Here is a 21,172-nt window from a genome sequence, read left to right as displayed (position 1 = left end):
GTGCAGTCGAGAAGAACTGTTTATTGAGGGCGCATGTTTGATTGGATCGTATCGCTGTTGGCACGGGGTGGATATGTCGGTGTCGCGGGACTGATGTTCGCGGAGAACGTCTTTCCCCCCATCCCGTCCGAACTGGTCATGCCCCTTTCCGGGTATCTGGCGGCGCAGGAGACACTGGCGCTGATCCCTGTGATCCTGGCCGGAACGCTGGGATCCGTGGCGGGCGCGGTGCTGTGGTACTGGATCGGCCTGCGCATCGGTCAGGAGCGCCTCAAGAGATTCGCCCGCAACCACGGCAAGTGGTTGACCCTGTCGCCCGAGGACGTGGACGGCGCGTCGCGCTGGTTTCGCGATTACGGCTGGCGGGCCGTGTTCTTCGGGCGGATGGTGCCGGGGGTGCGGACCTTTATTTCCGTGCCCGCCGGGGTTGCCCGGATGCCGATCCTGCCGTTCCTGGCCTTCACCACCGTGGGCAGCGCGATCTGGACCACCTTGCTGGCCTACGCGGGCTATCTGCTGGAATCGCAATATGAGAAGGTGGCGGATTGGCTGAACCCGATCTCCACCGTGATCGTTGTGGGTATTGTCGGCTACTATATCTTTCGGGTGATCCGGCAATCGCGTTAGGCTTCTCGCGGGGAATGCGCGGGTTCGGACAGCGCGCAAGGTATAATGTCGAGGCTGTCCAGAACGGTGCGGCCCTGATCGGCAGCAAGGGAGTATGTCGAGATGAACGCGATCTACTGTGGGCCTGCGCCACTGCCGCAGGAGATCTGGGGCAGTTGGAACTTCGATCCGATCCTGCTCCTCGCACTGGTCGGGCTGGGCGTCACCCTTCGCCGCGAACCTGCCGGGATCGCAGCGGTGGCGCTGCTGTTCCTGGCGTTCGTGTCGCCGCTCTGCGCCCTGTCCTCGGCACTGTTTTCCGCCCGGGTGGTGCACCATGTCATCCTGATCGTAGGGGCCGCGCCGCTGCTGGCGCTGGTGACAAAACACCGGGTCCGGGGCGGCGTCGCCCTGCCCTTCGCCGTCTCGACGATCATCCTGTGGCTCTGGCATCACCCGGTCGCCTATGATCTGGCCCTGTCCAACGTTGCAGTCTACTGGCTGATGCAGCTCAGCCTGCTGGGCAGCGCGATCTGGTTCTGGAAAGCCGTCTATACCGCCGAAGTCTCACCGGTCGAACGTTTCCTCTTCGTCCTGTTCAGCTTCGCGCAAATGGGCATGTTGGGCGCCGTGCTGACATTCGCCCCCACTGCGCTGTATGCCGCGCATTCCATCGCCCCATTCGACTGGGGCCTGACGCCGCTGCGCGATCAGCAACTGGGGGGGCTGATCATGTGGGTGCCGGCGGGGGTTCCCTACGCCGCGATTGCCGCACTGCTGGCGCGTTGCAGTTGGGGTCGGCTGAGGGAGGATATGGCGTGCCGGACTGGATCGTAGCAACGATACCGATCTTCAAGATCGTGCACATTGCCGCCCTGACCCTGTGGTGCGGCGGTTTGCTGGCAATGCCGTTGATGCTGGCCCACAGCGACCGGTCCGTGATGATGGACGACTATCGGCTGATCCGCCGCGCCACCCACCTGACCTATACGTTATGCGTCACACCTGCCGCCGTCATCGCGGTGATCGCCGGAACATGGCTGATCTTCCTTCGAGAGGCCTTCGTGCCATGGATGTTCGCGAAGCTGGTATTCGTAAGCCTTCTGGTCGTGGCCCATGTCTGGACCGGCAACATGCTGGTCAGAACCGCCGAGGATCCCGCCCGCTATGATCCGCCCCGCGCGGTGCTGCCGCTGGCGGCGGTTCTGGTGCCTGTGATCGTCATTCTGACCCTCGTGCTGGCCAAACCGGGATTTCACTGGATCGACTTTCCCCAATGGATGCTCGAACCGCGCGGCGGTCAACTTCCCTTCGACGTGCCCAGCCGATAATCGAAAACGAGCTTACCGCCATGCCAACCCGTGAAACTGACCACCAACACGCACAGCCCCGACAGCATCAGTCCATAGGGCAGGACGGCCTGTTCGTAACCGTAGAGCCTGTATCCCCAGTTCGCCCCCAGCAGCGCCAGAAGCGTCACCGCGATGATGAAATGTGTCCATGCCGGCGCCCGCGCCCGGATGCCGGAGACGAGCAACAGCTCCGCCGTGCCGGACAAACCGGCGAGCATTCCGAACAGGAATCCGGTTCCCGCGGCCCACAGCGCGGCTCGCGCCCAGAACGCATCCCCCGTCCACCAATAGAGCATATCGGCCCCCAGCACACAGAAGGTCAGCGCCACCGGAAAGGCGACCGACATCGCGTGAATGGGGTGCCCCAGAACGGCGATGCGCGATTCCGTCTCCTCGAATCCCGGCAATTCACTGATCGGGTCGATCAGGTCATCCACTTCCCTGTCATCCTGCTTCGTCGCCATATCGCCCCGCATTTTCGGCTTATCCTCGCTCTGACAACTCTTACCGCGCTTTGCGGTTGCGGGGGAGTGCTTTCTACCGTCGATCCGGCGGGACCGGCGGCGCGCACCATCGCGACGCTGTGGTGGGTGATGCTGTCAGGCGCGGGGGTGATCTTCGCGCTGGTGATGGTGCTGCTGGTTCTACCGTATCGTGCGCAAAACGGGCCGAAGGGCGAGACGCGGCAGATTCGCGTCTGGATCGTGGGTCTGGGCCTGGCCTTTCCGATGACCGTCCTCGCCGCATTGCTGGGATATGGCCTGTTCGTGGGGGAACAGTTGCTGCCCCGCGACTTGCCCGATGTCGTGCGGGTCGGGGCCGAGGGGCGTCAATGGGCGTGGACCTTCACCTATGAGGACGCCCCGGGCACCACCACGCAGGACGTGCTGCATATCCCCGCCGGTCGGCCCGTCGATGTGGCGATCACGACGGCAGACGTGATCCACAGCTTCTGGGTACCGCGTCTGGCCGGTAAGCTGGATGCGGTGCCGGGACGCGCCAACATCCTGCGGATCGAGGCGGACGCGCCGGGCGTCTATCAAGGGTTGAGCGCCGAGTTCAGCGGCGCGGGCTACGATCGGTTCACGTTCTCCGTCACGGCGCATGACGCCGCCGGATGGCAAGCGTTCCTGAGGGGGGATGAGCGATGAAGGCACTTGAGCGTCACCGCAAGCTGACCACGATCTGGGCATCCGAACCGGGATTTCGCGGATGGTTTTCGACCGTGAACCACACAGATCTGGGGCGCATGTTCCTGACCACGGCGTTTTTCTTCTTCATCGTCGGCGGATTGCTGGCGATGCTGATCCGCGCGCAACTGGCCACGCCGCATTCCGCCTTCGCGGGAGCCGAGATCTACAACCAGATCTTCACCATGCACGGGACCATCATGATGTTCCTGTTTGCGATTCCGACATTCGAGGGGCTGGCGATCTATCTGCTGCCGAAAATCCTCGGGTCGCGCGACCTCGCCTTTCCCCGCCTGACGGCCTACGGCTATTGGTGCTATGTCTTCGGCGGGTCGATGTTGCTGGTCGCGATGGTGCTGGGCATCGCACCTGAGGGCGGCTGGTTCATGTATCCGCCCCTGTCCGGGCCGATCCATTCGCCGGGGATCAACACGGATTTCTGGCTGATCGGCATCACCTTCGTCGAGATCTCGGCCATCGCCGCCGCGGTCGAGATCACGGTATCCGTTCTGAAGTATCGCGCGCCGGGCATGTCATTGGACAAGATGCCGATCTTCGCATGGTACGCGCTGATCACCGCGTTGATGATCCTGACCGGATTTCCGCCACTGATCCTCGGGTCGGTGTTGCTGGAACTGGAACGAGCCTTCGGATTGCCGTTCTTTCAGGTGGATCTGGGGGGCGACAGTTTGCTGTGGCAGCACCTGTTCTGGCTGTTCGGCCATCCGGAGGTCTATATCATCTTCCTGCCTGCGGCGGGCGTCATCTCAACCGTTTTGCCGGTGATGTGCCGCACGCCGCTGCTGGGCTATGGCTGGGTCGTCGCGGCGGCGGTCTCGCTCGCATTTCTGTCTTTCGGATTGTGGGTGCACCACATGTTCACCACCGGCATTCCGCATATGGGGCTGGCGTTCTTCTCCGCCGCGTCCACGCTGGTTGCGGTGCCGACGGGGATTCAGATCTTCGCGTGGATCGGCACGATGTGGAAGGGCAAGCCGGACCTGCGCCTGCCGATGCTGCATATTCTGGGCTTTTTCTGCACATTCGTGATCGGCGGGCTGACCGGGGTGATGGTCGCCGTAGTGCCGTTCGACTGGCAGGCGCACGACACCGCGTTCATCACGGCGCATCTGCATTACGTGCTGTTCGGCGGGTTCGTCTTTCCGATATTCGCGGGGCTGTATTACTGGCTGCCGCATTTCACGGGGCGGCAGAGATTTTTCCGGCTGGGGGAGTTCGCCTTCGCGCTGATCTTCGTCGGATTTCATGTGACGTTCCTCGCCATGCACTGGGTCGGCCTGCTGGGGCAGCGGCGGCGCATTCCGACCTACGCGCCCGAGGATGGCTGGACCACGATCAACCTGATCTCCTCCGTTGGCAGCTTCGTTCTGGCCATCGGGATCGCCATGGTCCTGCTGGATGTGATCCTGCATGGGCTGACCTTTTATCGCGGGCCGCGCAATCCGTGGAATGCGGGCACGCTGGAATGGGCAATGACGACACCGCCCCCGGCCTATAACTTCGCCAGCCTGCCGCATGTCACCGGGCGGGAGCCGCTGCATGACGACCCCGAGCTGCCCGCACGGTTGGCGCGGGGTGAGGGATACCTCGGCACGCCAAAGCATGACTGGCGCGAAACGCTGACCGTCGATATCGCCAGCGGCCGACCGGACATGCACGTCATCTATCCGGGCAACACGCGCCTTCCGATCGTCATGTCGGCGGTGACGGGCCTGTTCTTCTTGTCATTGCTGCTGAAATTCTACTGGACGGTGCCGGTCGCCGTGGCTGGCGTCATCTGCCTTGCGTGGCGATGGGTGTGGAAGCAGGGTCGGAAGGACGATCTGGAACCGATGTCGCTGGGCCGCGGCCTAAAGGTGGCGAATGCCGCGATGTCGCGCAGATCGCCGGGCTGGTGGGGAACCGCATTTCTGTTGACGGCGAACGCGACGTTCTTCGGCTCTCTGCTGTTTGGCTTCGCGTTTCTGTGGACGGTCGCACCCGGCTGGCCGCCCCCCGCATGGTTGGCCGCGTCACCCTTCGAACTGGGGGCGGGCTTGGCTGGCGCGGTTCTGTCCTCGGGGGCGATGCGGCATACGATGCGGACAAATCGCAAGGGCGGCAAGCCGGTACTCGGCCTGATCCTGACGCTGGCGGGCGCACTGGCGATTGCCTTCGCATGTGCGGCGCTGATGACCCGCGCCCCTGCCCCGGTGGAGCATGCCTATGGTGCCACGCTTCTGGTTCTGGGCGGATACGGCCTGTTCCATGCCTGCCTTGCCGCGCTGATGGTGGTCTTTCTGATCGCGCGCGTGCGCGGCGGCTATACCTCCAGCGGACGACAGGCAGAATTTTCGATTGTGACCCTGTGGGTCGATTACGCCGCCGTGATCGGCGTGCTGATCCTGCTGGTCGCCCATGCATCCGGTTTTTCGTCATGAAGGATATTCTGCGGATCCTCATCGCGCCTCTGACATGGCTTGCCGCCTTCAGTGCGATCTACGGATTGCACGGCGTGTTATGTGCGTCTGGCATCAGCGGCCAGACCCTTGGCATATCCTGGGTGCGGCTGATTCTGATGGGCGCCTACATCCTGGTCATACTGGGCCAAATCGCGCTGGTTGCGGTGCTGTACCATCCGAAATTCGCCTCACGCTCCAGCTTCGTGCGGTTTGTCAGCCATGCGACCGGATGGGTCGGCCTTGTGGCGGCGATCTGGTCTTTGGCCCCCGTCGTGATGACCAGTCATTGCGGGTGAACGGGGTCTCGGACCGGCGCGGCGTACAAACTGAACCGCGCTTTTAAGATTGAACCCAAACCGTCCCCGCTCGTTGGTTTCCATACGCCAAAAAGGGGGTGTTCATGGCAGATCAAAGCGAAGCGATCATCGTAATCACCGGTGCGGCTGGAAAAATCGGAAGCGAACTGTCCCGAAAGTTGAGCGCATCATACCGGGTGATCGGACTGGACTTGCCCGATGCGGTCGGGGACGGACAGGACGATCTGATCGGGTGTGACATCACGGACCCCTCCTCCGTCTCACAGGCCATGGATACCTTGCGCGACAAGGCCGGCGGACGCCCCGTGGCCTCGGTGATCCATCTCGCGGCCTATTTCGATTTCAGCGGTGAACAACGCCCCCAATACGAGATCGTGAACGAGAATGGCACCCGCAACCTCTTGCGCGGATTACAGGAACTGGAGGTCGAGCAATTCGTCTATTCAGGCACGATGCTGGTTCATCGCCCCGGTGTGCCGGGGGAACGGATAACCGAGGAGACCCCGATCGAACCGGGCTGGGCCTATCCCCAGTCCAAGGCCCGCACGGAGAAGATCATCCGCGAGGAAGCCGGTGAGATTCCCGTGGTGTTTCTGCACCTCGCCGGGCTTTACGACGCTGAAACCGCGGTTCCCACCCTCAGCCATCAGATCGTCCGCATCTATGAGCGCACGTTCAAAAGCCACGTTTTCTCCGGCGATCCGCATGCGGGACAGGCCTTCATTCACAAGAGCGACATGCTCACCGTGTTCGAACGGGTGGTGGAGCGGCGCGAGGTTCTGGAATCCGGTGAGGTGATCCTCGCCGGGGAACCCGACACGATGAGCTATGAGGCGCTGCAGGACCGCATCGGAAAGCTGATCCATGGCGAGGAAACATGGTCCACGCTGGTGGTTCCCGCCCCCATCGCGAAACTGGGCGCGAAGGTGCAGACCGATACCGAGCCCGTCGTGCCCGATACGCTGGACGAGGGGGAAAAGCCGTTCATCCGGCCGTTCATGATCGACATGTCGTCGGATCACTACGCGCTGGATATCTCCAAGGCGCGAACCCTGCTCGACTGGCAGCCGGAGCACGATATCTCACAGGATCTGCCCGCCTTGATCGACACGCTCAAATCCGATCCGCTGGGCTGGTACGAGGCGAACGGCATCACGCCCCCGCCCTGGCTGAAATCGGTGGATGCGCGCGGCGCCGACGCGGAGCAGTTGCGCCAGGACCATGAAACCGAGTTCCGCACCCTCCACCGTAACAACCTGTGGGCGGCATGGGCAAATGCGGGGCTGGGCGTCTGGTTATTGACCTCGCCCCCCTTGCTGAACCACGACCATGCGGGGCTGGTAATCAGTGACGCGGTCGCAGGCGTGCTGCTAGCCGTTGCGGGACTGCTGTCACTGTCATGGCGCATGTCCTGGGCGCGGTACTGCGCGGCGGCCATCGGATGCTGGGTGATGTTCGCGCCGCTGGTGTTCTGGACGGATAGCGGTGCAGCCTACCTCAATAGCACGATCACCGGCATGTTGGCGGTGGCGTTCGCCCTGTGCCTGCCGCCGACGCCCGGAATCTCACCCGCTGCGGCCCGAACCGGCCCGACCATACCCAAGGGATGGGACTATTCGCCATCGGACTGGTTCCAACGGCTGCCGGTCATCCTGCTGGCTGTGGTCGGCTTGTTGGTCTCACGATATCTGGCCGGGTATCAACTGGGGACCATCGACAATGTCTGGGAGCCATTCTTCGCCGGGACCGTGGACGGCAAGAACGGGACGGAGCAGATCATCACCTCGGACGTTTCGAAAAGCTGGCCCGTCCCCGATGCCGGCCTCGGGGCGTTGACCTACGCGCTGGAGATCCTGGTGGGCATCATCGGTTCATCCCGGCGGTGGCGCACCATGCCCTGGCTCGTCGTGGTGTTCGGCATCATGATCGTGCCGCTGGGCGCAGTCTCGATCTTCTTCATCGCGATCCAGCCGATCCTGATCGGGACCTATTCCACACTTGCCCTGATCGCGGCGGCGGCGATGGTCTGGCAGATCCCGTTCTCGCTGGACGAACTGGTCGCGACGTTTCAGTTCCTGCGCCGCAGGCACCGCGCGGGGCAGCCGTGGATGCGCGTGTTCTTTACCGGCGATACGGATGAGGGACCCGATGACGCGCCTGTCGATGATTTCGAGCAATCGCCCAAGGAGATCGTGGTCGACATGCTCAGCGGTGGCCTGACATTCCCCTGGACGCTGATGGCCTCCATAGGGATCGGCATCCTTCTGATGTTGTCGCCGCTGGTGTTTCCATGGGGCAGCGGTGTGGCGGCGACCAATCATATCATCGGTGTGCTGGTGATAACCGTTTCGGTGACGGCGCTGGCCCCGGTGGCACGGGCCGGACGTTTTCTGAACGCGCTGATGGGTGTGGTCCTGCTGTTCGCGCCGTTGGTGGCCGCAGCAAGCTTGGCAGCGCTGGGATTTTCAGTGGTGGTTGGTCTGGCCCTGATCGTGCTGAGCATTCCGCGCGGGCCGGTTCACAGCAGTTTCGGAACATGGGACCGGTTCATCTGGTGACTGCCACACAGGACTCGAAACAGGATCGGGGGCGGCGTGTAGGGAACGCCGCCTTCCGGGAGTGTCTGTCGAGACGTCCGGGCGCAGTTACAGTCTGGCCAGCAGCTCCGATTTCTTGGTCGAGAACTCTTCCTCCGACAGGGCACCTGCATCGCGCAACTGCGCCAATCGCGCGATCGTGCCGAGGATATCGTCCGTGTTCTGCGGGGGCTGTGTCGGGGCCTGATTTGAGGCCGTGTCCTGACCCTGCGTATCGAATGGCATGTTCGTTGGTTCCGGGCCGAAATCAGGGTTCCCCGCCGGTGCCGGGGGCGCGGACATCGTCGATTCCCCCTGCGAATTCTGATCCACAACCGGAAAGGACGACAGCGCGAACTGCCCGAACTGGCTGGAAACGGAAACGCCGCCGAACGGATCGCTCAGCCCTGATTGCTGCTGGCTGAACCCGCTGATCTGGTGATCGCCCGTGTCCAGCAACACCAGCGCCCCGCCATTGCCGTGGTCAAAGGCCAGACGGCGGGCCTGTGGAAAATAGGCGTATCGCGCCTGGTTCTGCCCACCGGAGGCCGCAGGCTGGCCCAGCCATTCGGGCCAACTGCCGCCGCCCATCGTTGTCTTGGGTTGCTCGAAGAACAGGGTCGAGGCCATGGCGTTCGACAACTCGCCGCACAGGTTGGAAACCGTGTTTTGCAAGCCGGAGTTGAACATGTCGCCGACCATCGTCATGCCGCCGGCCATCCACTGACCCGACCCGCCAAGCTCGGGTACGTTGAACTGCGCCATCGTACCGCCCCCGTTCGAGACGGCGCGCGCCATATGCTCCACCGCGCCCGAGGAAAGACCATAGCGTCGCGCGATCTCCTCGATGGTATTGCGGCCATTCGCTGTCAGGTTCGACATTGGAATTCCTCTCAAACTCTCCACCATGGGTGGGTTGATGCCTCATCCGGGACCGCTGGGCATAAGTCAACTCCAGCGACGGGAGATTCCCGTGATAGGGCCAACTTGCACCATTTCAGCGTCCCTGCGACCGGAACGGATCGTCGCAAACCCCCTTTGAAACGACGACGCCCCCTGAACACCTGAAAAAATCTGCCTGAACATTGCCCCAACGCACAAATCGGGGGTACGCCGGGGCCGGGTTCTGCTATCTCAAGCATATGGACATCGTACTTATCACCACAATAATCGCATGTTTTTTCGTTGTCATCGGCGCAGCGGAACCGCTCGCCGCGCGGGTGCGCCTTCCGTACAGTGTGATCCTGGCCGTGATCGGCGTGCTGATCGGTATGGGAGCGACCTTTCTGCTGCGCACGGAGCTGACGGATGCCCTGAATCCCATGGCAGAGGCGATTCTGGGTCTGCCGATCCGATCCAACGTCTTTCTGTACGTCTTTCTGCCCACATTGCTGTTTCAGGCCACGCTGGGGATGAACCTGCGACGTATGGTTGATGACTGGGTGCCGATCATGGTGATGGCCGTGGTGGCTGTCGTCGTGGCCACGCTCAGCGTCGGGTACGCCCTGTCATGGGTCAGTTCGCTGCCACTGGCGGCTTGTTTGCTGGTCGGGGCGATCGTGTCCACCACGGATCCGTCGGCGGTGGTCTCAATCTTCCGGTCGATGTCAGCCCCGCGTCGCCTTGCCCGCATCATCGAGGGGGAGAGCCTTCTCAACGATGCCGCCGCCATCGCCCTGTTCGGCCTGTTCATGGGATTCGTCATGCTGGGAATGCCCGACCCCAGCTTGACCGATGCACTGACGCAATTCCCGGTCCTGATCGCGGGCGGTGCGCTGACAGGCTGGCTGGCCGCGCGCATCGCGGTGTGGATCATGGCGATGTTCAGCAATCACGAACTGGCGCAGATCACGATCTCCGTCGCGCTTCCCTACCTTGCCTATATCGTGGCCGAACAAAGCATCGGCGCATCCGGTGTGATCGCCGTCGTGGCGGCGGGGTTGACCCTGAACCTGACGGCGCCGGGCCGGTTGCCCCCGCAGGCCTGGACCAACCTGCGCGAGTTGTGGGACGTGCTGGCACATTGGGCCGGGGCGTTGATCTTTATCCTTGCCGCATTGCTGATCCCCCGCCTGCTGGAGGAAGCCAGGGTCGAGGATTTCGCGCTGGTCGCGGTCGTGATCCTGGCCGCGATCATGGCGCGGGCGTTGATCCTGTTCGGGCTGTTGCCGCTGCTGACGAAACTACGGATGTCGCCCGCGGTGGATCGACCCTACAGGGTGGCGATCCTCTGGGGGGGATTGCGGGGTGCTGTGACGCTGGCGCTCGCACTGGCCGTGACCGAGAGTTTTCGCGTACCGGACGGCATCCAGCGGGTTGTCGGCATCCTTGCCACGGGCTTCACCTTGTTCACGTTGATCGTACAGGGCACGACGCTGCGCTGGATCATCGGGCGTCTGGGGCTTGATCGGCTCGCCCCGCTGGATGAGGCCCTGTCCCGGCAGGTCGTCGCGGTCGCCCTTCAAACCGTGCGTGAGGACGTGGCCCGCACCACCGAAAACTACGATCTGAGCCATGACATCGTCCGTTCCGAAGCCAAGCGTTTCGGGGAGCGGCTGGACGATGCCGTCAAGATGGCCGAGGAAGGCGCCGATATTCTGGACCGGGACAGGATCGCACTGGGTCTGATCGTGCTGGCAGGTCACGAACGTGACACCATTCTGGTACGGGTTCGGGAGCGGACGATCTCCGCCCGTATGGCCGAAAAGGTCATTTCCGACGCCGACCGGCTTATCGAAGGGGCGCGGACCCAGGGGCGAAACGGATATCAGCGCGCCGCCCGGAGAAGCGTGGCATATGGCAAGACGTTCCGCACCGCCGTCGCCCTGAACAGCAGATTTTCGATCTCCGCCCCGCTCGCCCAGATGACCGCCGACCGGTTCGAGCTTTTCCTGTCGCAACGCCTGATCCTTCGCGATCTGGACGGGTTCATCGACGGCCGTATCCGCCGGATCCACGGCCGCCGGGTGGCGGAATTGCTGCACGAACTGCTGTCGAGGCGCATCGAAATGGTCGAAACCGCGCTGGAGGGTTTGCGCCTGCAATATCCCGGCTACGCCGAAGAGCTGGAACGACGGTTCATCCGCCGCACGGCCCTGCGTCTGGAGGAACGCGAATACGTCATGATGCGAGAGGACGGCCTGATCGGAGCGGAAGTCTACACCGCGCTGATGCAGGATCTCATCGCACGCCGCGCCGCCGCCGAAAATCGCCCACGCCTCGACATCGCATTGCAAAGGACCGCTCTGGTTCAACAATTCCCCCTGTTCGCCGAATTCGACGAGCGGGCGCTGAAACTTTTGGGTCGCGCACTCGAAGCGCGCTACATCAACGCGGGTGAGGTCATCATCCGCAAGGACAGCGCCGCGAAGAGTGTGTTCTTCATCGCGTCGGGCGCGGTGGAACTGGAAACCGCCGGCCAGACATGGCGTCTGGGCCGGGGTGAGATGTTCGGGCAGATGGCCATCCTGATGAAAAGATCCGTACGCACCGAGGCCCACGCCATCGCCCCCACCACCGTTCTGGTCCTGGACGAAGATCGCTTCAGACGTATGCTCAATCGCAGCAAGGCCCTTCGCGAGGCAGTTCTGGCCAGCGCCCGAAAACGGGGCATCGAGTGGTCCGAAGACGCCTTGCGGCAAGACCCCGCTGACCCTCAAGCTGGCGCGGCAACAGATAAGGCGGCCAAGCGCCGATCCAACTGAGGTCCGGGCGGATTTGCGTGACGGCTACCCTGCATGGGTTGTGGCTGGTCCAAGGTTACCAGTGATCCCTCCGCAAGCGCGGCGAACACGGCCAATTCCTGCGTGAGAGCTATGGACAATGCGCCCCGGCGCATTTAAACGACGTCTCGCGCACCGGCATTGATGAGCCGGTGTTCCAATGGGCGGCAAACACCGCCCCCATTGAAAGCCCCTATAGCTCAGCTGGTAGAGCAACTGATTTGTAATCAGTAGGTCCGCGGTTCGAGTCCGTGTGGGGGCACCATAACTTCATGATTTAGCTGAGAAATTTTACCTTATAGTTGGTCGAAAATTTCTCTTGTTGGGCAACGTGACTAAAACGTGACTAACGCTATCGGTCCAGAATCTGCCGAGCTTCGTCTGCTATGGGGAATGAACAGAAGGCACAGTTGGTGATCGACGCGATGAATATGGCGATCAGGACAGGTGAAATCCGCGATACCCCATTCCTCAATAGCCAATATGGCCTATGTGATCGACAACAAGTCATTGTCCGAGAGGTAATGTCCAATAACTCATTGTCCGATCCGGCGGCCCCGCATCCTGAAGCCTTCTGCAAAAAATTGAGCACCCCGCATGCAATTCATAGAAAACAAGACCTTCGATGAGCTTCGGATCGGTGACAGCGCGGAACTGACGCGCAAGCTGACCACACAGGATATCGAGCTGTTCGCCGTCATGTCCGGCGATGTGAACCCCTCCCATGTCGATGAGGCCTTCGCCAAATCCGACATTTTTCACAAGGTTATCGCACATGGCATGTGGGGCGGCGCACTGGTTTCGGCGGTGCTGGGTACGGAACTGCCCGGCCCCGGCACGGTCTATCTCAATCAGAACCTCAGCTTCCTGCGCCCGGTCGGACTGGGCGACACGGTCACGGTCCGGGTCACCGTCAAGGACAAGGCGAGCGAGCATCACCACGTCACGCTCGACTGTCTGTGCCTGAACCAAAGCGGCGAAACCGTGATCGAGGGGGAGGCCGTGGTCATCGCCCCGACGCAAAAGGTCCGCCGCCCGCGGGTTGTTCTGCCGGAGGTTCACCTGCACGAGCGCGCCGCCCGGTTCCAGGATCTGATCCATGCGACGGCCTCGCTTCCCGCCGTGCCCACGGCCGTGGTCCATCCCTGCGATCCGCTGTCACTGCAAGGCGCGCTTGAGGCAGCGTCGCAAGGCATAATCATCCCGGTTCTCATCGGCCCCCGCTCCAAAATCGAGGCGATTGCGCAGGAAATCGGACGCCCGCTGACCGACATCAGGATCGTCGATGTTCCCCACAGCCACGCCGCCGCCGAAAAGGCCGTCGCCCTCGCACGCGCTGGCGAGGTGGGCATGCTGATGAAGGGCAAGATACACACGGATGAGCTGCTCGCGCCTGTGGTTGACCGCAAAACCGGCCTGCGTACCGAACGGCGCATCACCCATGTCTTTACGCTGGATGTGCCGAATTACCCCAAGCCGCTGATGATCAGCGATGCCGCGATCAATATCTTTCCCGACCTGGCGGCAAAACGCGACATTGTCCAGAACGCCATCGAACTGGGTCAGGCGCTGGGGGTTGCCTGTCCGAAGGTTGCGGTCCTGTCAGCGGTTGAGACCGTCACGCCCAGCATTCCGTCAACCGTCGACGCCGCCGCATTGTGCAAGATGGCCGCTCGCGGGCAAATCACAGGCGGGGTGCTGGACGGCCCGCTTGCCTTCGACAATGCCATCTCTAGATCAGCGGCACAGACCAAAGGCATCGTTTCTGACGTGGGGGGCGATGCCGACATCCTGATCGTGCCGGACCTTGAGGCTGGCAACATGATCGCGAAGCAACTGATCTATCTGGCCGGGGCGGATGCGGCGGGCCTGGTTCTGGGCGCGCGGATTCCGATCGTGCTGACCAGCCGGTCTGATGGCGTGATGTCGCGGCTGGCCTCCGCCGCGATGGCGCAGCTTTTCGTTCACCGTCGCGCGGCGGACATCTCGCTATGACCGGCGATATCCTGACATTGAACGCCGGGTCATCGAGCCTGAAATTCGCGATTTTCGAAGCGGAACAGCCAGACGCGCGCCCCCGCATTTCCGGCAAGATCTCGGGCATCGGCGGCGCGCCCGTCTTTTCTGCGAAAGATGAAGCAGGCATCGCCCTGACCTCGACACAACTTGCGAAGCTCAGCCCGGCATCCAGCCACGAGGACCTGATTGCACTGCTGCTGAACTGGCTTGAGCGGCATCTTGGCGACCGATCCCTCACGATGGTCGGGCATCGGGTCGTGCATGGCGGGCGTAATTTCAGCCAGCCCGTGCGCCTTGACGATAATGTCCTCAGGCAGCTGGATGAGCTTGTGCCGCTGGCCCCCCTGCACCAGCCCCACAACCTTGCAGCAATCCGGGCCGTGGCGAAATGGCTGCCGGACCTTCCCCAGATCGCCTGTTTCGACACCGGGTTTCACCGCACGCAGGACCCGCTGGCCACCGTGTTCGCCCTGCCCCGCGCGCTGAGTGACGAAGGCGTCATCAGATACGGGTTCCACGGCCTGTCCTATGATTACATCGCCGGTGTGCTGCCCGACAATATCGGCGCGAAGGCCGAAGGCCGGGTCATCGTCGCCCATCTGGGCAACGGGGCAAGCATGTGCGCGATGCAAAATCGCAGAAGCGTCGCGACAAGCATGGGCTTCACCGCGCTGGACGGCCTTATGATGGGGCGCCGTTGCGGTGCGCTGGACCCCGGCGTGGTGCTGTACCTGTTGCAGTCCAAGGGCATGGACGCGACGCAGATCGAGGCGCTTCTCTACCAACAATCCGGTCTGCTCGGCGTGTCCGGGATCAGCAACGACATGAGGGTGCTGGAGGACAGCGACGCGCAATCCGCCCGCGATGCCATCGACCTCTACGTCTATCGCGCGGCCAGCACACTGGCAGGCCTTGTGCCCGCGATCGGGGGTCTGGATGCCCTCGTGTTCACTGCGGGAATTGGCGAAAACTCCGCACATGTCCGGCGGGCGATCTGCGACCGGTTGCAATGGCTGGGGATCGGGGTGGATGAAGCCGCGAACGACGCCAATGAAACTCGGATCAGTTCGGCGGACTCCGCCATTGATGTTCTGGTGCTGCCCACCGACGAAGAGGCTGTGATTGCCGCCGCCTGCCGGACCCTGATGGAACCTTGAGGACAAAAGCTGACTCTGTCACCCGGCGGGAATTGATGTTTGTCAATCCGCGAGTCTGCGAATCTGCTTTATGGAAGGCAGCGAGACCGGGACCTCTGCAAAACCAGAACCCGCGCCATCGCCGCCCAGTCACACAAGGCCAGTCACACAAATCCAGTCACACCAGAAAGCAGGAGACCGGAATGACAAATCTCAGCAAGACATTCGCGAACATGCAGGACATGGCGAAGTCGACCCCATCCGCATTTGCGGCTCTGCCGGCGTTCGGTCTTCAGAGCACCCACTTCTGGCAGGCGCAGGATACTTTTCTGAAGGAATTCGAGGCTTTCTCCTCCGCCTGGTTCAAGCGGCGTCACGAAGGCACGCAAACCGCGCTTGATGTCAGCAAACAACTGGTTGACGACGCGATGGGAAATCCGACGGCGGCGATGGGCATTCTGACAGGATGGCAATCCCATTCGATGGAACGCTTGGCCGAGGACGCGAAAGACTACATGACGATGCTGACGGCCTGCGCCGCATCCGCCACCGTAAATGAAGTCGAAGCCTTGGAGGAAAGCGTTGAGACTGCAAAGCGCGTAACAAAATCCACCAAGTCTGAGCCGGTTTAAGCGCAGAGCACGCCAATAGCGGCCAGCAATTGACAAACGTCAAACGACGCTTCGATCCGTGATCTAGAATGGCGGGGAACGTCAGAGGGAATTCTCCATGAAAAACAGCACGATCCTCATCGCCGTGGGCAAGGACGCCCCCCTGGATGACCTTGCGCGAAAGCTCGAAACAATTCGTGCCATTCCGGCAAGGGTGGACATTCTCCTTGTCGGTGTGGTGCCGCATTTCCCCTATTACGAAATCGGTGCTCCGCCATACGGCACCACCGTCACCCCGCCGGAATGGCAGGATGCCCTGTCCGAAACCAAAACCGCGCTGAAAGCCAAGCAGGACGAGATCGAAACGCTCCTACAGCAGCATGATATTGATGGCGGAATCTCGGTTATTTCCGCTGACGCCTCGCAGGTTTCCGACATTATTGCCCCGCACGCCATGCTCTGCGATATCGCGCTGGTCAGCGAAGATCTGCGCGAGACCGATTTCCTGTTTGCGCAAATCACCCATGGCATCCTGTTTCGATCACCTGTCGGGATGATATTGAACGCGCCCGACACACAGGTGCTGGCGCAATCCAAGCGGGTCTTTGTCGCGTGGAATCCCGAATTGCACGCCGCGCGCGCGGTGCATCAGGCCCTGCCCATCCTGCGACAGGCCGAGGAGGTCACAATCGGCATGGTGGATCCGGTCATGAGGACATATCGCGCGGGCGAGGATCCCGGCGTGGATCTGGCCAAATGGCTGAGCGGCCATGGCTGCAAGGTCACGATCCAGCAATATCCCAGCGGCGGCCGCGATATCGGACGCTCCATTCTGGACCGGTCCAAGGAGATCGGCGCCGATCTGGTCGTCATGGGCGCCTACAGCCATTCCCGCGCCCGGCAGGCTGTTTTCGGGGGCACGACGCGAACGATGATCGAGCAAACGGAACAAGCGGTCTTTCTCGCGCACTGACCCGTCCCCGCTCGACGGCACACATGGCCGCCCGTCCTGTCTGGGCCGGGCGGCACCTGTTCGGGGGCGTCGCTATTCGCGTGAAAAGCAGCCATGAATTGCGGAATGCTCCGGCATGTTGCGAAGGAAAGCGCGGTCGCGCGGGGTCACTTCCAACTATCCGCCATCGCTCGCAAGACATCGGCGCGGCTGATCTGGCCGACCAGGCGTCCATCCTCCAGCACGGGAAACCGTCGTAGAGAGCCATTCACGAACCTCTCGGCCGCCGTCAGAATGTCCTCTCCGGCCTCCATCGTGGCGACGTCCCTTGTCATATGCCGGGCGACCGTCGCGCCCCAGTCACGATAATAGCTGGCCTCGATGGCGGCACGCAGACAGTCCTTTTTCGACAGAACACCCACAAGCGAACCCTCGGCATCGACCACGGGCGCGCCCGAGATGCGATGCCGCAAAAGCGTGTGCATGGCTTTATTAATCTCGGTGTCGGGGGACAGGGTGATCAGATCGCGCGTCATGTAATCCGCGACAAGGGCAACGTTCTTCATGTCTTGCCCTCATTCCTGAGGCGACAGGACTTGCAGTCGATTCCCGGATGGCAGGCCAGCCCCCCGCAACTGCCCTTGATCGGCGCGCGCCCGAAAAGGACACCGATGGCAAGGCCAGAGACGGCCAATAGCAGAACAGCAAGGGCGAGGATAAAGGTGTACATCGCAGCTCTCCTAACTGACCACATGGTCGCGAAAACCAGCCGTCATGACCTCGACCGGCTGTGCCGTTGACCCGATGATAAAGAGGGCAGGAATATCCAGCCGTCGCGCCATTTCGACACCGTCCACCGGGCCAGCGGCGCAAAGGGCGGTGGCAAGCACATCCGCCCGCATGGCCGTCGGCGCCAAAACGGAAACCGAACGCAGCATGGGCGATGCCGGCGCACCCGTTTGCGGGTCGATGATATGGCTGGCACTGACCCGGCCCGTCACGCCGTTGGCCGCGTGACCGGAGGTGGCAAGCGCCAGCGGTCCCGGCGCGACAATTGTCCAGGCGCGCAGCAGTGCAGTGGAGGTCGGATCGGCTATGGCAACGGTCCAGGGCCTGCCTTCGGGGTTTTGGCCCAGGGTCCTGACCTCCCCGCCGACGTCCACCAAGGCGTTGCGCATGCCACGCGCCCTCATCGCCTCGACGATGCGGTCCAGCGCAAACCCCTTGGCTATCCCACACAGATCGAGGGTCAGATCGACCGATGATTTTCGAAGCCGGTCTGCCGCGACCTCGATCCCGGTATAGCTGCCTGCGCCACCGGTAATCGGGCCGAAGCCCAGCCGGGACACGAGCGGGCCGACGGTCGGGTCAAAATGCCCGCCGGTCATCCCGGCAACCTCCAGCGCCTCCCCGGCAACCGTGCAAAGCGCATGGGGCATCTGCTGCCATTCCGTCGTGCGGGCGGCATTGAATTTCGAGATATCCGACTGGGCTATATAGGGGGACATCTGCATGTCGATATCGGCAATTACACCCTGCACCACGCGGTGAACGCCCAGCAGATCGCCCGAAGCCGCCGTAATCCGCCAGCTGGAACCGAAGGCCAAACCTCCGATTGACTGGCCTCCTATTGACTGGCCTCCGATTGACTGGCCTCCGATTGACTGGGCCCCCCCGTCTTGGCCTGCCGCGAAGACACCGGAGGGTGGGGCAACGGCAAATCCGATAGAAGACAGCATCATATGTCGTCGTGTCAGCATCATGTTCACACTCCGAAATCGTCGTTGAAGATGTGGTCAGGCTCAACGCCGAGATCATCCAGCATCGCCAGAACCGCCTGCGTCATCAGGGGTGGGCCGCAAAGGTAGTATTCACAGTTTTCCGGTGCGGGATGATCTCGCAAATGGTCCTCATAGACGACCGAATGAACGAATCCGGTGCGTCCGCTCCAGCCATCCGTGTGCTGAGGATCAGAAATCGCCACGGTCCATTCGAAATTGGGGTGTCGGGCCGCCAGCGCGTTGAGCTCGTCTATATAGTAAAGATCGTCCGCCGAACGTGCACCGTACCAGAACGTGATCTTGCGCGACTGATCCTGCCGCGAAAGCTGCTCGAATATCATCGCGCGCAACGGCGCCATTCCGACGCCGCCGCCTATGAACACCATCTCGCGTTCGGTGTCCTGCACTCGGAACGACCCATAGGGACCGGAGGCGCTTATCCGGTCGCCTGATCGGCGTGAAAACAGATATGACGACACCACACCGGGCGGCGCATCCGGCACCGATGGCGGCGGCAGGGCCAGCCGGATGTTGAGGACCAGCAGGCCGGCTTCGGTATCCTCGGGACGATTGGCGACCGAATAGGCCCGGGTGACTTCGCTTCCGGTTGAAATCGACAGATGGCGCAGCGCGCTCCATTGATCCTCGAAAACCGGCGGCACGTCGATCTGTTGATAGTCCAGCGAATAGGGCGGCGCGGTGATCTGCAAGAAAGACCCGGCATGAATGTCCGGCAAACGTCCCGTGGGCATCTGCAGCACGACCTCGCTGATCAGTGGGGTAAGCTGCCGCGTTGATACCACGTTCAGCTCGAACGTCTCCGCCGACAGCAATGCCTCGTCAATCTGCAAGGCCATGTCCTCGCGCAACACGACCTGACAGGCCAGATGCATCCCGGCGCGCGCCTCGCTTCGGGAAAATCGCGCGGCCTCGACCGGCAACAGGTCGGGGCCGTCCGGTATCTGCACCCGACACAGACCGCAGGTCCCTGCCCCGGCACAGGCCGATGGGATCAGGATGCCGTTATCGGTCAACGCGGTCAGCAGCTTTTGCCCCGTCCGGGCCGGGATTGTCGTGTCGCCGTTGACCCTCAATGAGATCGAACGATCCGGCACCAGAGCGGCCCGCGCCGCAACGACAAAAATGGTCTGAAGCAGGATCAGCGCGATCAGAAGCAGACTGCCGACGATGATTTCCGTCATAGCCCGACCCTCGCAAACGCGGCGAAGCCGAGCGACATCAGCCCGGTTACCAGAAACGCACTGCCCAACCCCTGCAATCCCCGCGGCATGTCACTGTATTCCAACCGCTCGCGGATGGCGGCAAAGGCGATGATCGCCAGCGCCCAGCCCGCACCACTGCCAAAGCCGAAAACGACGGATTCCGCGAAGTCGTATTGCCGCTCGACCATGAACAGGCTGCCGCCCAGAATCGCGCAGTTCACCGTAATCAGCGGCAAGAAGATGCCCAGCGCGCGGTAAAGCGGCGGCACATAGCGATCCAGAAACATCTCCAGCACCTGCACCACGGCGGCAATGGTGCCGATAAAGGCGATCAGCTTGAGAAAGCTCAAATCGACATCCGCCAGACCCAGCCAGCCCCAGGCACCATCCTGCAAAAGACCATTGAAAATCAGGTTGTTGATCGGGACGGTCACGGTCTGAACGACGATAACCGCCATGCCCAGTCCAAACGCCGTCTCGAACCGCTGCGATACTGCCAGAAACGTGCAGATGCCCAGAAACGATGTCAGCGCGAGGTTTTGATGAAACAGCGACGCCAGCAAAAGATCGGTCATTGCTCCACCTCGGATCGGGAGAGTTGATGTTGCGGTTTTTCAATCTGTTCCACACGCACGGACCGAATGGCCCAGATCAGCAGCGCGATGATGAAAAAGCCGCTTGGGGCAAGCTGCATGAGGCTCAAAGGTTCGAACCAGCCGCCCTCCGCCTGGGGGAGGAGAAGCGTGTAGCCCAGAAGCGAACCCGTTCCCAGAACCTCCCGGATTGTGCCGACGATGATCAGCACAAGACTGTAGCCCAACCCGTTGCCCAGCGCATCCAGTACCGATGGCCCGATCGGGTTGCGCGTGGCGAAGGCCTCGGCGCGGCCCAGCACCAGACAATTCGTCACGATCAGGCCAACGAAGATCGACAATTGGCGACTGACCTCGAACGCAAAGGCCTGAAGCAATTCGTCAGCAACGACCACAAGCGTTGCGATCACCACGATCTGAACGATAAGCCGAATGGCATTCGGGATATGATTGCGCATCAGGCTTATGGTGGCGGAGGACAGTACCAGAACGGCGGTCAGCGCGCCTGACATGACAAGAGCCGTCTGAAGCGTCGTGGTCACGGCCAGCGCCGAACAAATACCCAGGATCTGCAACGTCACCGGGTTGTTGGCGATCAGAGGTTCCGTCAGGTAGCGAAGCGTAGCGTTCAT

At 62.1% G+C, this 21,172-nt stretch carries 20 protein-coding genes and 1 tRNA gene; 13 read left to right on the top strand and 8 right to left on the bottom strand.

Going from position 1 to position 21,172, the window contains the following annotated elements:
• Positions 1-33 precede the first annotated feature (33 nt).
• The 3 genes from H1S03_RS03430 (at position 34) to H1S03_RS03420 (ending at position 1,937) form a co-directional block, all read left to right on the top strand.
• Positions 34-627, top strand: coding sequence for a DedA family protein (locus tag H1S03_RS03430; RefSeq protein ID WP_185803171.1), 594 nt, complete (start codon positions 34-36; stop codon positions 625-627).
• 102 nt (positions 628-729) lie between these two features.
• Positions 730-1,443, top strand: coding sequence for a cytochrome c oxidase assembly protein (locus tag H1S03_RS03425; protein ID WP_185803170.1), 714 nt, complete (start codon positions 730-732; stop codon positions 1,441-1,443).
• Complete coding sequence (locus tag H1S03_RS03420; protein ID WP_185803169.1) at positions 1,425-1,937, top strand: HemJ family protein; 513 nt, start codon at positions 1,425-1,427, stop codon at positions 1,935-1,937. The genes H1S03_RS03425 and H1S03_RS03420 overlap by 19 nt, the downstream gene beginning before the upstream one ends.
• On the opposite strand, the gene H1S03_RS03415 is transcribed toward H1S03_RS03420, so the two are convergent.
• The gene (locus H1S03_RS03415; RefSeq protein WP_185803168.1) at positions 1,907-2,422 is read right to left on the bottom strand and encodes a DUF2231 domain-containing protein; all 516 of its coding nucleotides are present in this window, start codon (positions 2,420-2,422) and stop codon (positions 1,907-1,909) included. The genes H1S03_RS03420 and H1S03_RS03415 overlap by 31 nt on opposite strands.
• Before the next feature lie 66 nt (positions 2,423-2,488).
• Between H1S03_RS03415 and H1S03_RS03410 the strand changes: the two genes are divergently transcribed.
• The 4 genes from H1S03_RS03410 (at position 2,489) to H1S03_RS03395 (ending at position 8,485) form a co-directional block, all read left to right on the top strand.
• Positions 2,489-3,109, top strand: a complete 621-nt coding sequence (locus tag H1S03_RS03410) for a cytochrome c oxidase subunit II (RefSeq protein WP_347339199.1) — start codon at positions 2,489-2,491, stop codon at positions 3,107-3,109.
• A complete protein-coding gene (gene ctaD / locus H1S03_RS03405) occupies positions 3,106-5,589 on the top strand; it encodes a cytochrome c oxidase subunit I (RefSeq protein WP_185803167.1) in 2,484 nt (827 codons plus the stop codon). The genes H1S03_RS03410 and ctaD overlap by 4 nt, the downstream gene beginning before the upstream one ends.
• On the top strand, positions 5,586-5,906 hold the full coding sequence (locus H1S03_RS03400) for a hypothetical protein (protein WP_185803166.1): 321 nt from the start codon (positions 5,586-5,588) through the stop codon (positions 5,904-5,906). The genes ctaD and H1S03_RS03400 overlap by 4 nt, the downstream gene beginning before the upstream one ends.
• A gap of 104 nt (positions 5,907-6,010) precedes the next feature.
• The gene (locus tag H1S03_RS03395) at positions 6,011-8,485 is read left to right on the top strand and encodes a vitamin K epoxide reductase family protein (RefSeq protein WP_185803165.1); all 2,475 of its coding nucleotides are present in this window, start codon (positions 6,011-6,013) and stop codon (positions 8,483-8,485) included.
• Positions 8,486-8,572: 87 nt separating this feature from the next.
• Here the strand turns inward: H1S03_RS03395 and H1S03_RS03390 are convergent, their stop codons facing one another.
• Positions 8,573-9,385 (bottom strand): SHOCT domain-containing protein, encoded by an 813-nt coding sequence (locus H1S03_RS03390; protein ID WP_185803164.1) that lies wholly within the window; start codon positions 9,383-9,385, stop codon positions 8,573-8,575.
• 260 nt (positions 9,386-9,645) lie between these two features.
• On the opposite strand from H1S03_RS03390, the gene H1S03_RS03385 reads away from it, so the two are divergent.
• The 6 genes from H1S03_RS03385 (at position 9,646) to H1S03_RS03360 (ending at position 16,964) form a co-directional block, all read left to right on the top strand.
• Positions 9,646-12,207, top strand: a complete 2,562-nt coding sequence (locus H1S03_RS03385) for a cation:proton antiporter (protein ID WP_185803163.1) — start codon at positions 9,646-9,648, stop codon at positions 12,205-12,207.
• A 207-nt stretch (positions 12,208-12,414) separates the two neighbouring features.
• Positions 12,415-12,490: transfer RNA gene (locus tag H1S03_RS03380), tRNA-Thr, on the top strand.
• A gap of 332 nt (positions 12,491-12,822) precedes the next feature.
• Positions 12,823-14,220 (top strand): bifunctional enoyl-CoA hydratase/phosphate acetyltransferase, encoded by a 1,398-nt coding sequence (locus tag H1S03_RS03375; protein ID WP_185803162.1) that lies wholly within the window; start codon positions 12,823-12,825, stop codon positions 14,218-14,220.
• A complete protein-coding gene (locus H1S03_RS03370) occupies positions 14,217-15,401 on the top strand; it encodes an acetate/propionate family kinase (protein WP_185803161.1) in 1,185 nt (394 codons plus the stop codon). Before H1S03_RS03375 ends, H1S03_RS03370 begins: the two co-directional genes overlap by 4 nt.
• Before the next feature lie 182 nt (positions 15,402-15,583).
• Positions 15,584-16,012: a hypothetical protein gene (locus H1S03_RS03365; RefSeq protein ID WP_185803160.1), complete on the top strand. Its 429-nt coding sequence runs from the start codon at positions 15,584-15,586 to the stop codon at positions 16,010-16,012.
• Positions 16,013-16,109: 97 nt separating this feature from the next.
• Complete coding sequence (locus H1S03_RS03360; RefSeq protein WP_185803159.1) at positions 16,110-16,964, top strand: universal stress protein; 855 nt, start codon at positions 16,110-16,112, stop codon at positions 16,962-16,964.
• A gap of 146 nt (positions 16,965-17,110) precedes the next feature.
• Here H1S03_RS03360 and H1S03_RS03355 read toward each other — a convergent pair whose 3' ends face one another.
• The 6 genes from H1S03_RS03355 to H1S03_RS03330 form a co-directional block, all read right to left on the bottom strand.
• Positions 17,111-17,509, bottom strand: coding sequence for a CBS domain-containing protein (locus H1S03_RS03355; RefSeq protein WP_185803158.1), 399 nt, complete (start codon positions 17,507-17,509; stop codon positions 17,111-17,113).
• The gene (locus H1S03_RS03350; protein ID WP_185803157.1) at positions 17,506-17,673 is read right to left on the bottom strand and encodes a (Na+)-NQR maturation NqrM; all 168 of its coding nucleotides are present in this window, start codon (positions 17,671-17,673) and stop codon (positions 17,506-17,508) included. The genes H1S03_RS03355 and H1S03_RS03350 overlap by 4 nt, the downstream gene beginning before the upstream one ends.
• Positions 17,674-17,683: 10 nt before the next feature.
• Positions 17,684-18,550: an FAD:protein FMN transferase gene (locus H1S03_RS03345; RefSeq protein WP_185803156.1), complete on the bottom strand. Its 867-nt coding sequence runs from the start codon at positions 18,548-18,550 to the stop codon at positions 17,684-17,686.
• A gap of 158 nt (positions 18,551-18,708) precedes the next feature.
• On the bottom strand, positions 18,709-19,926 hold the full coding sequence (nqrF, locus tag H1S03_RS03340; RefSeq protein WP_185803155.1) for an NADH:ubiquinone reductase (Na(+)-transporting) subunit F: 1,218 nt from the start codon (positions 19,924-19,926) through the stop codon (positions 18,709-18,711).
• Positions 19,923-20,522: an NADH:ubiquinone reductase (Na(+)-transporting) subunit E gene (gene nqrE / locus H1S03_RS03335; protein ID WP_166192354.1), complete on the bottom strand. Its 600-nt coding sequence runs from the start codon at positions 20,520-20,522 to the stop codon at positions 19,923-19,925. The genes nqrF and nqrE overlap by 4 nt, the downstream gene beginning before the upstream one ends.
• The gene (locus H1S03_RS03330) at positions 20,519-21,172 is read right to left on the bottom strand and encodes an NADH:ubiquinone reductase (Na(+)-transporting) subunit D (protein ID WP_185803154.1); all 654 of its coding nucleotides are present in this window, start codon (positions 21,170-21,172) and stop codon (positions 20,519-20,521) included. The genes nqrE and H1S03_RS03330 overlap by 4 nt, the downstream gene beginning before the upstream one ends.

Source organism: Pontivivens nitratireducens, from assembly GCF_014235845.1.
GTDB lineage: Bacteria > Pseudomonadota > Alphaproteobacteria > Rhodobacterales > Rhodobacteraceae > Pontivivens > Pontivivens nitratireducens.
This window is presented reverse-complemented; position numbering and strand designations above follow the sequence as displayed.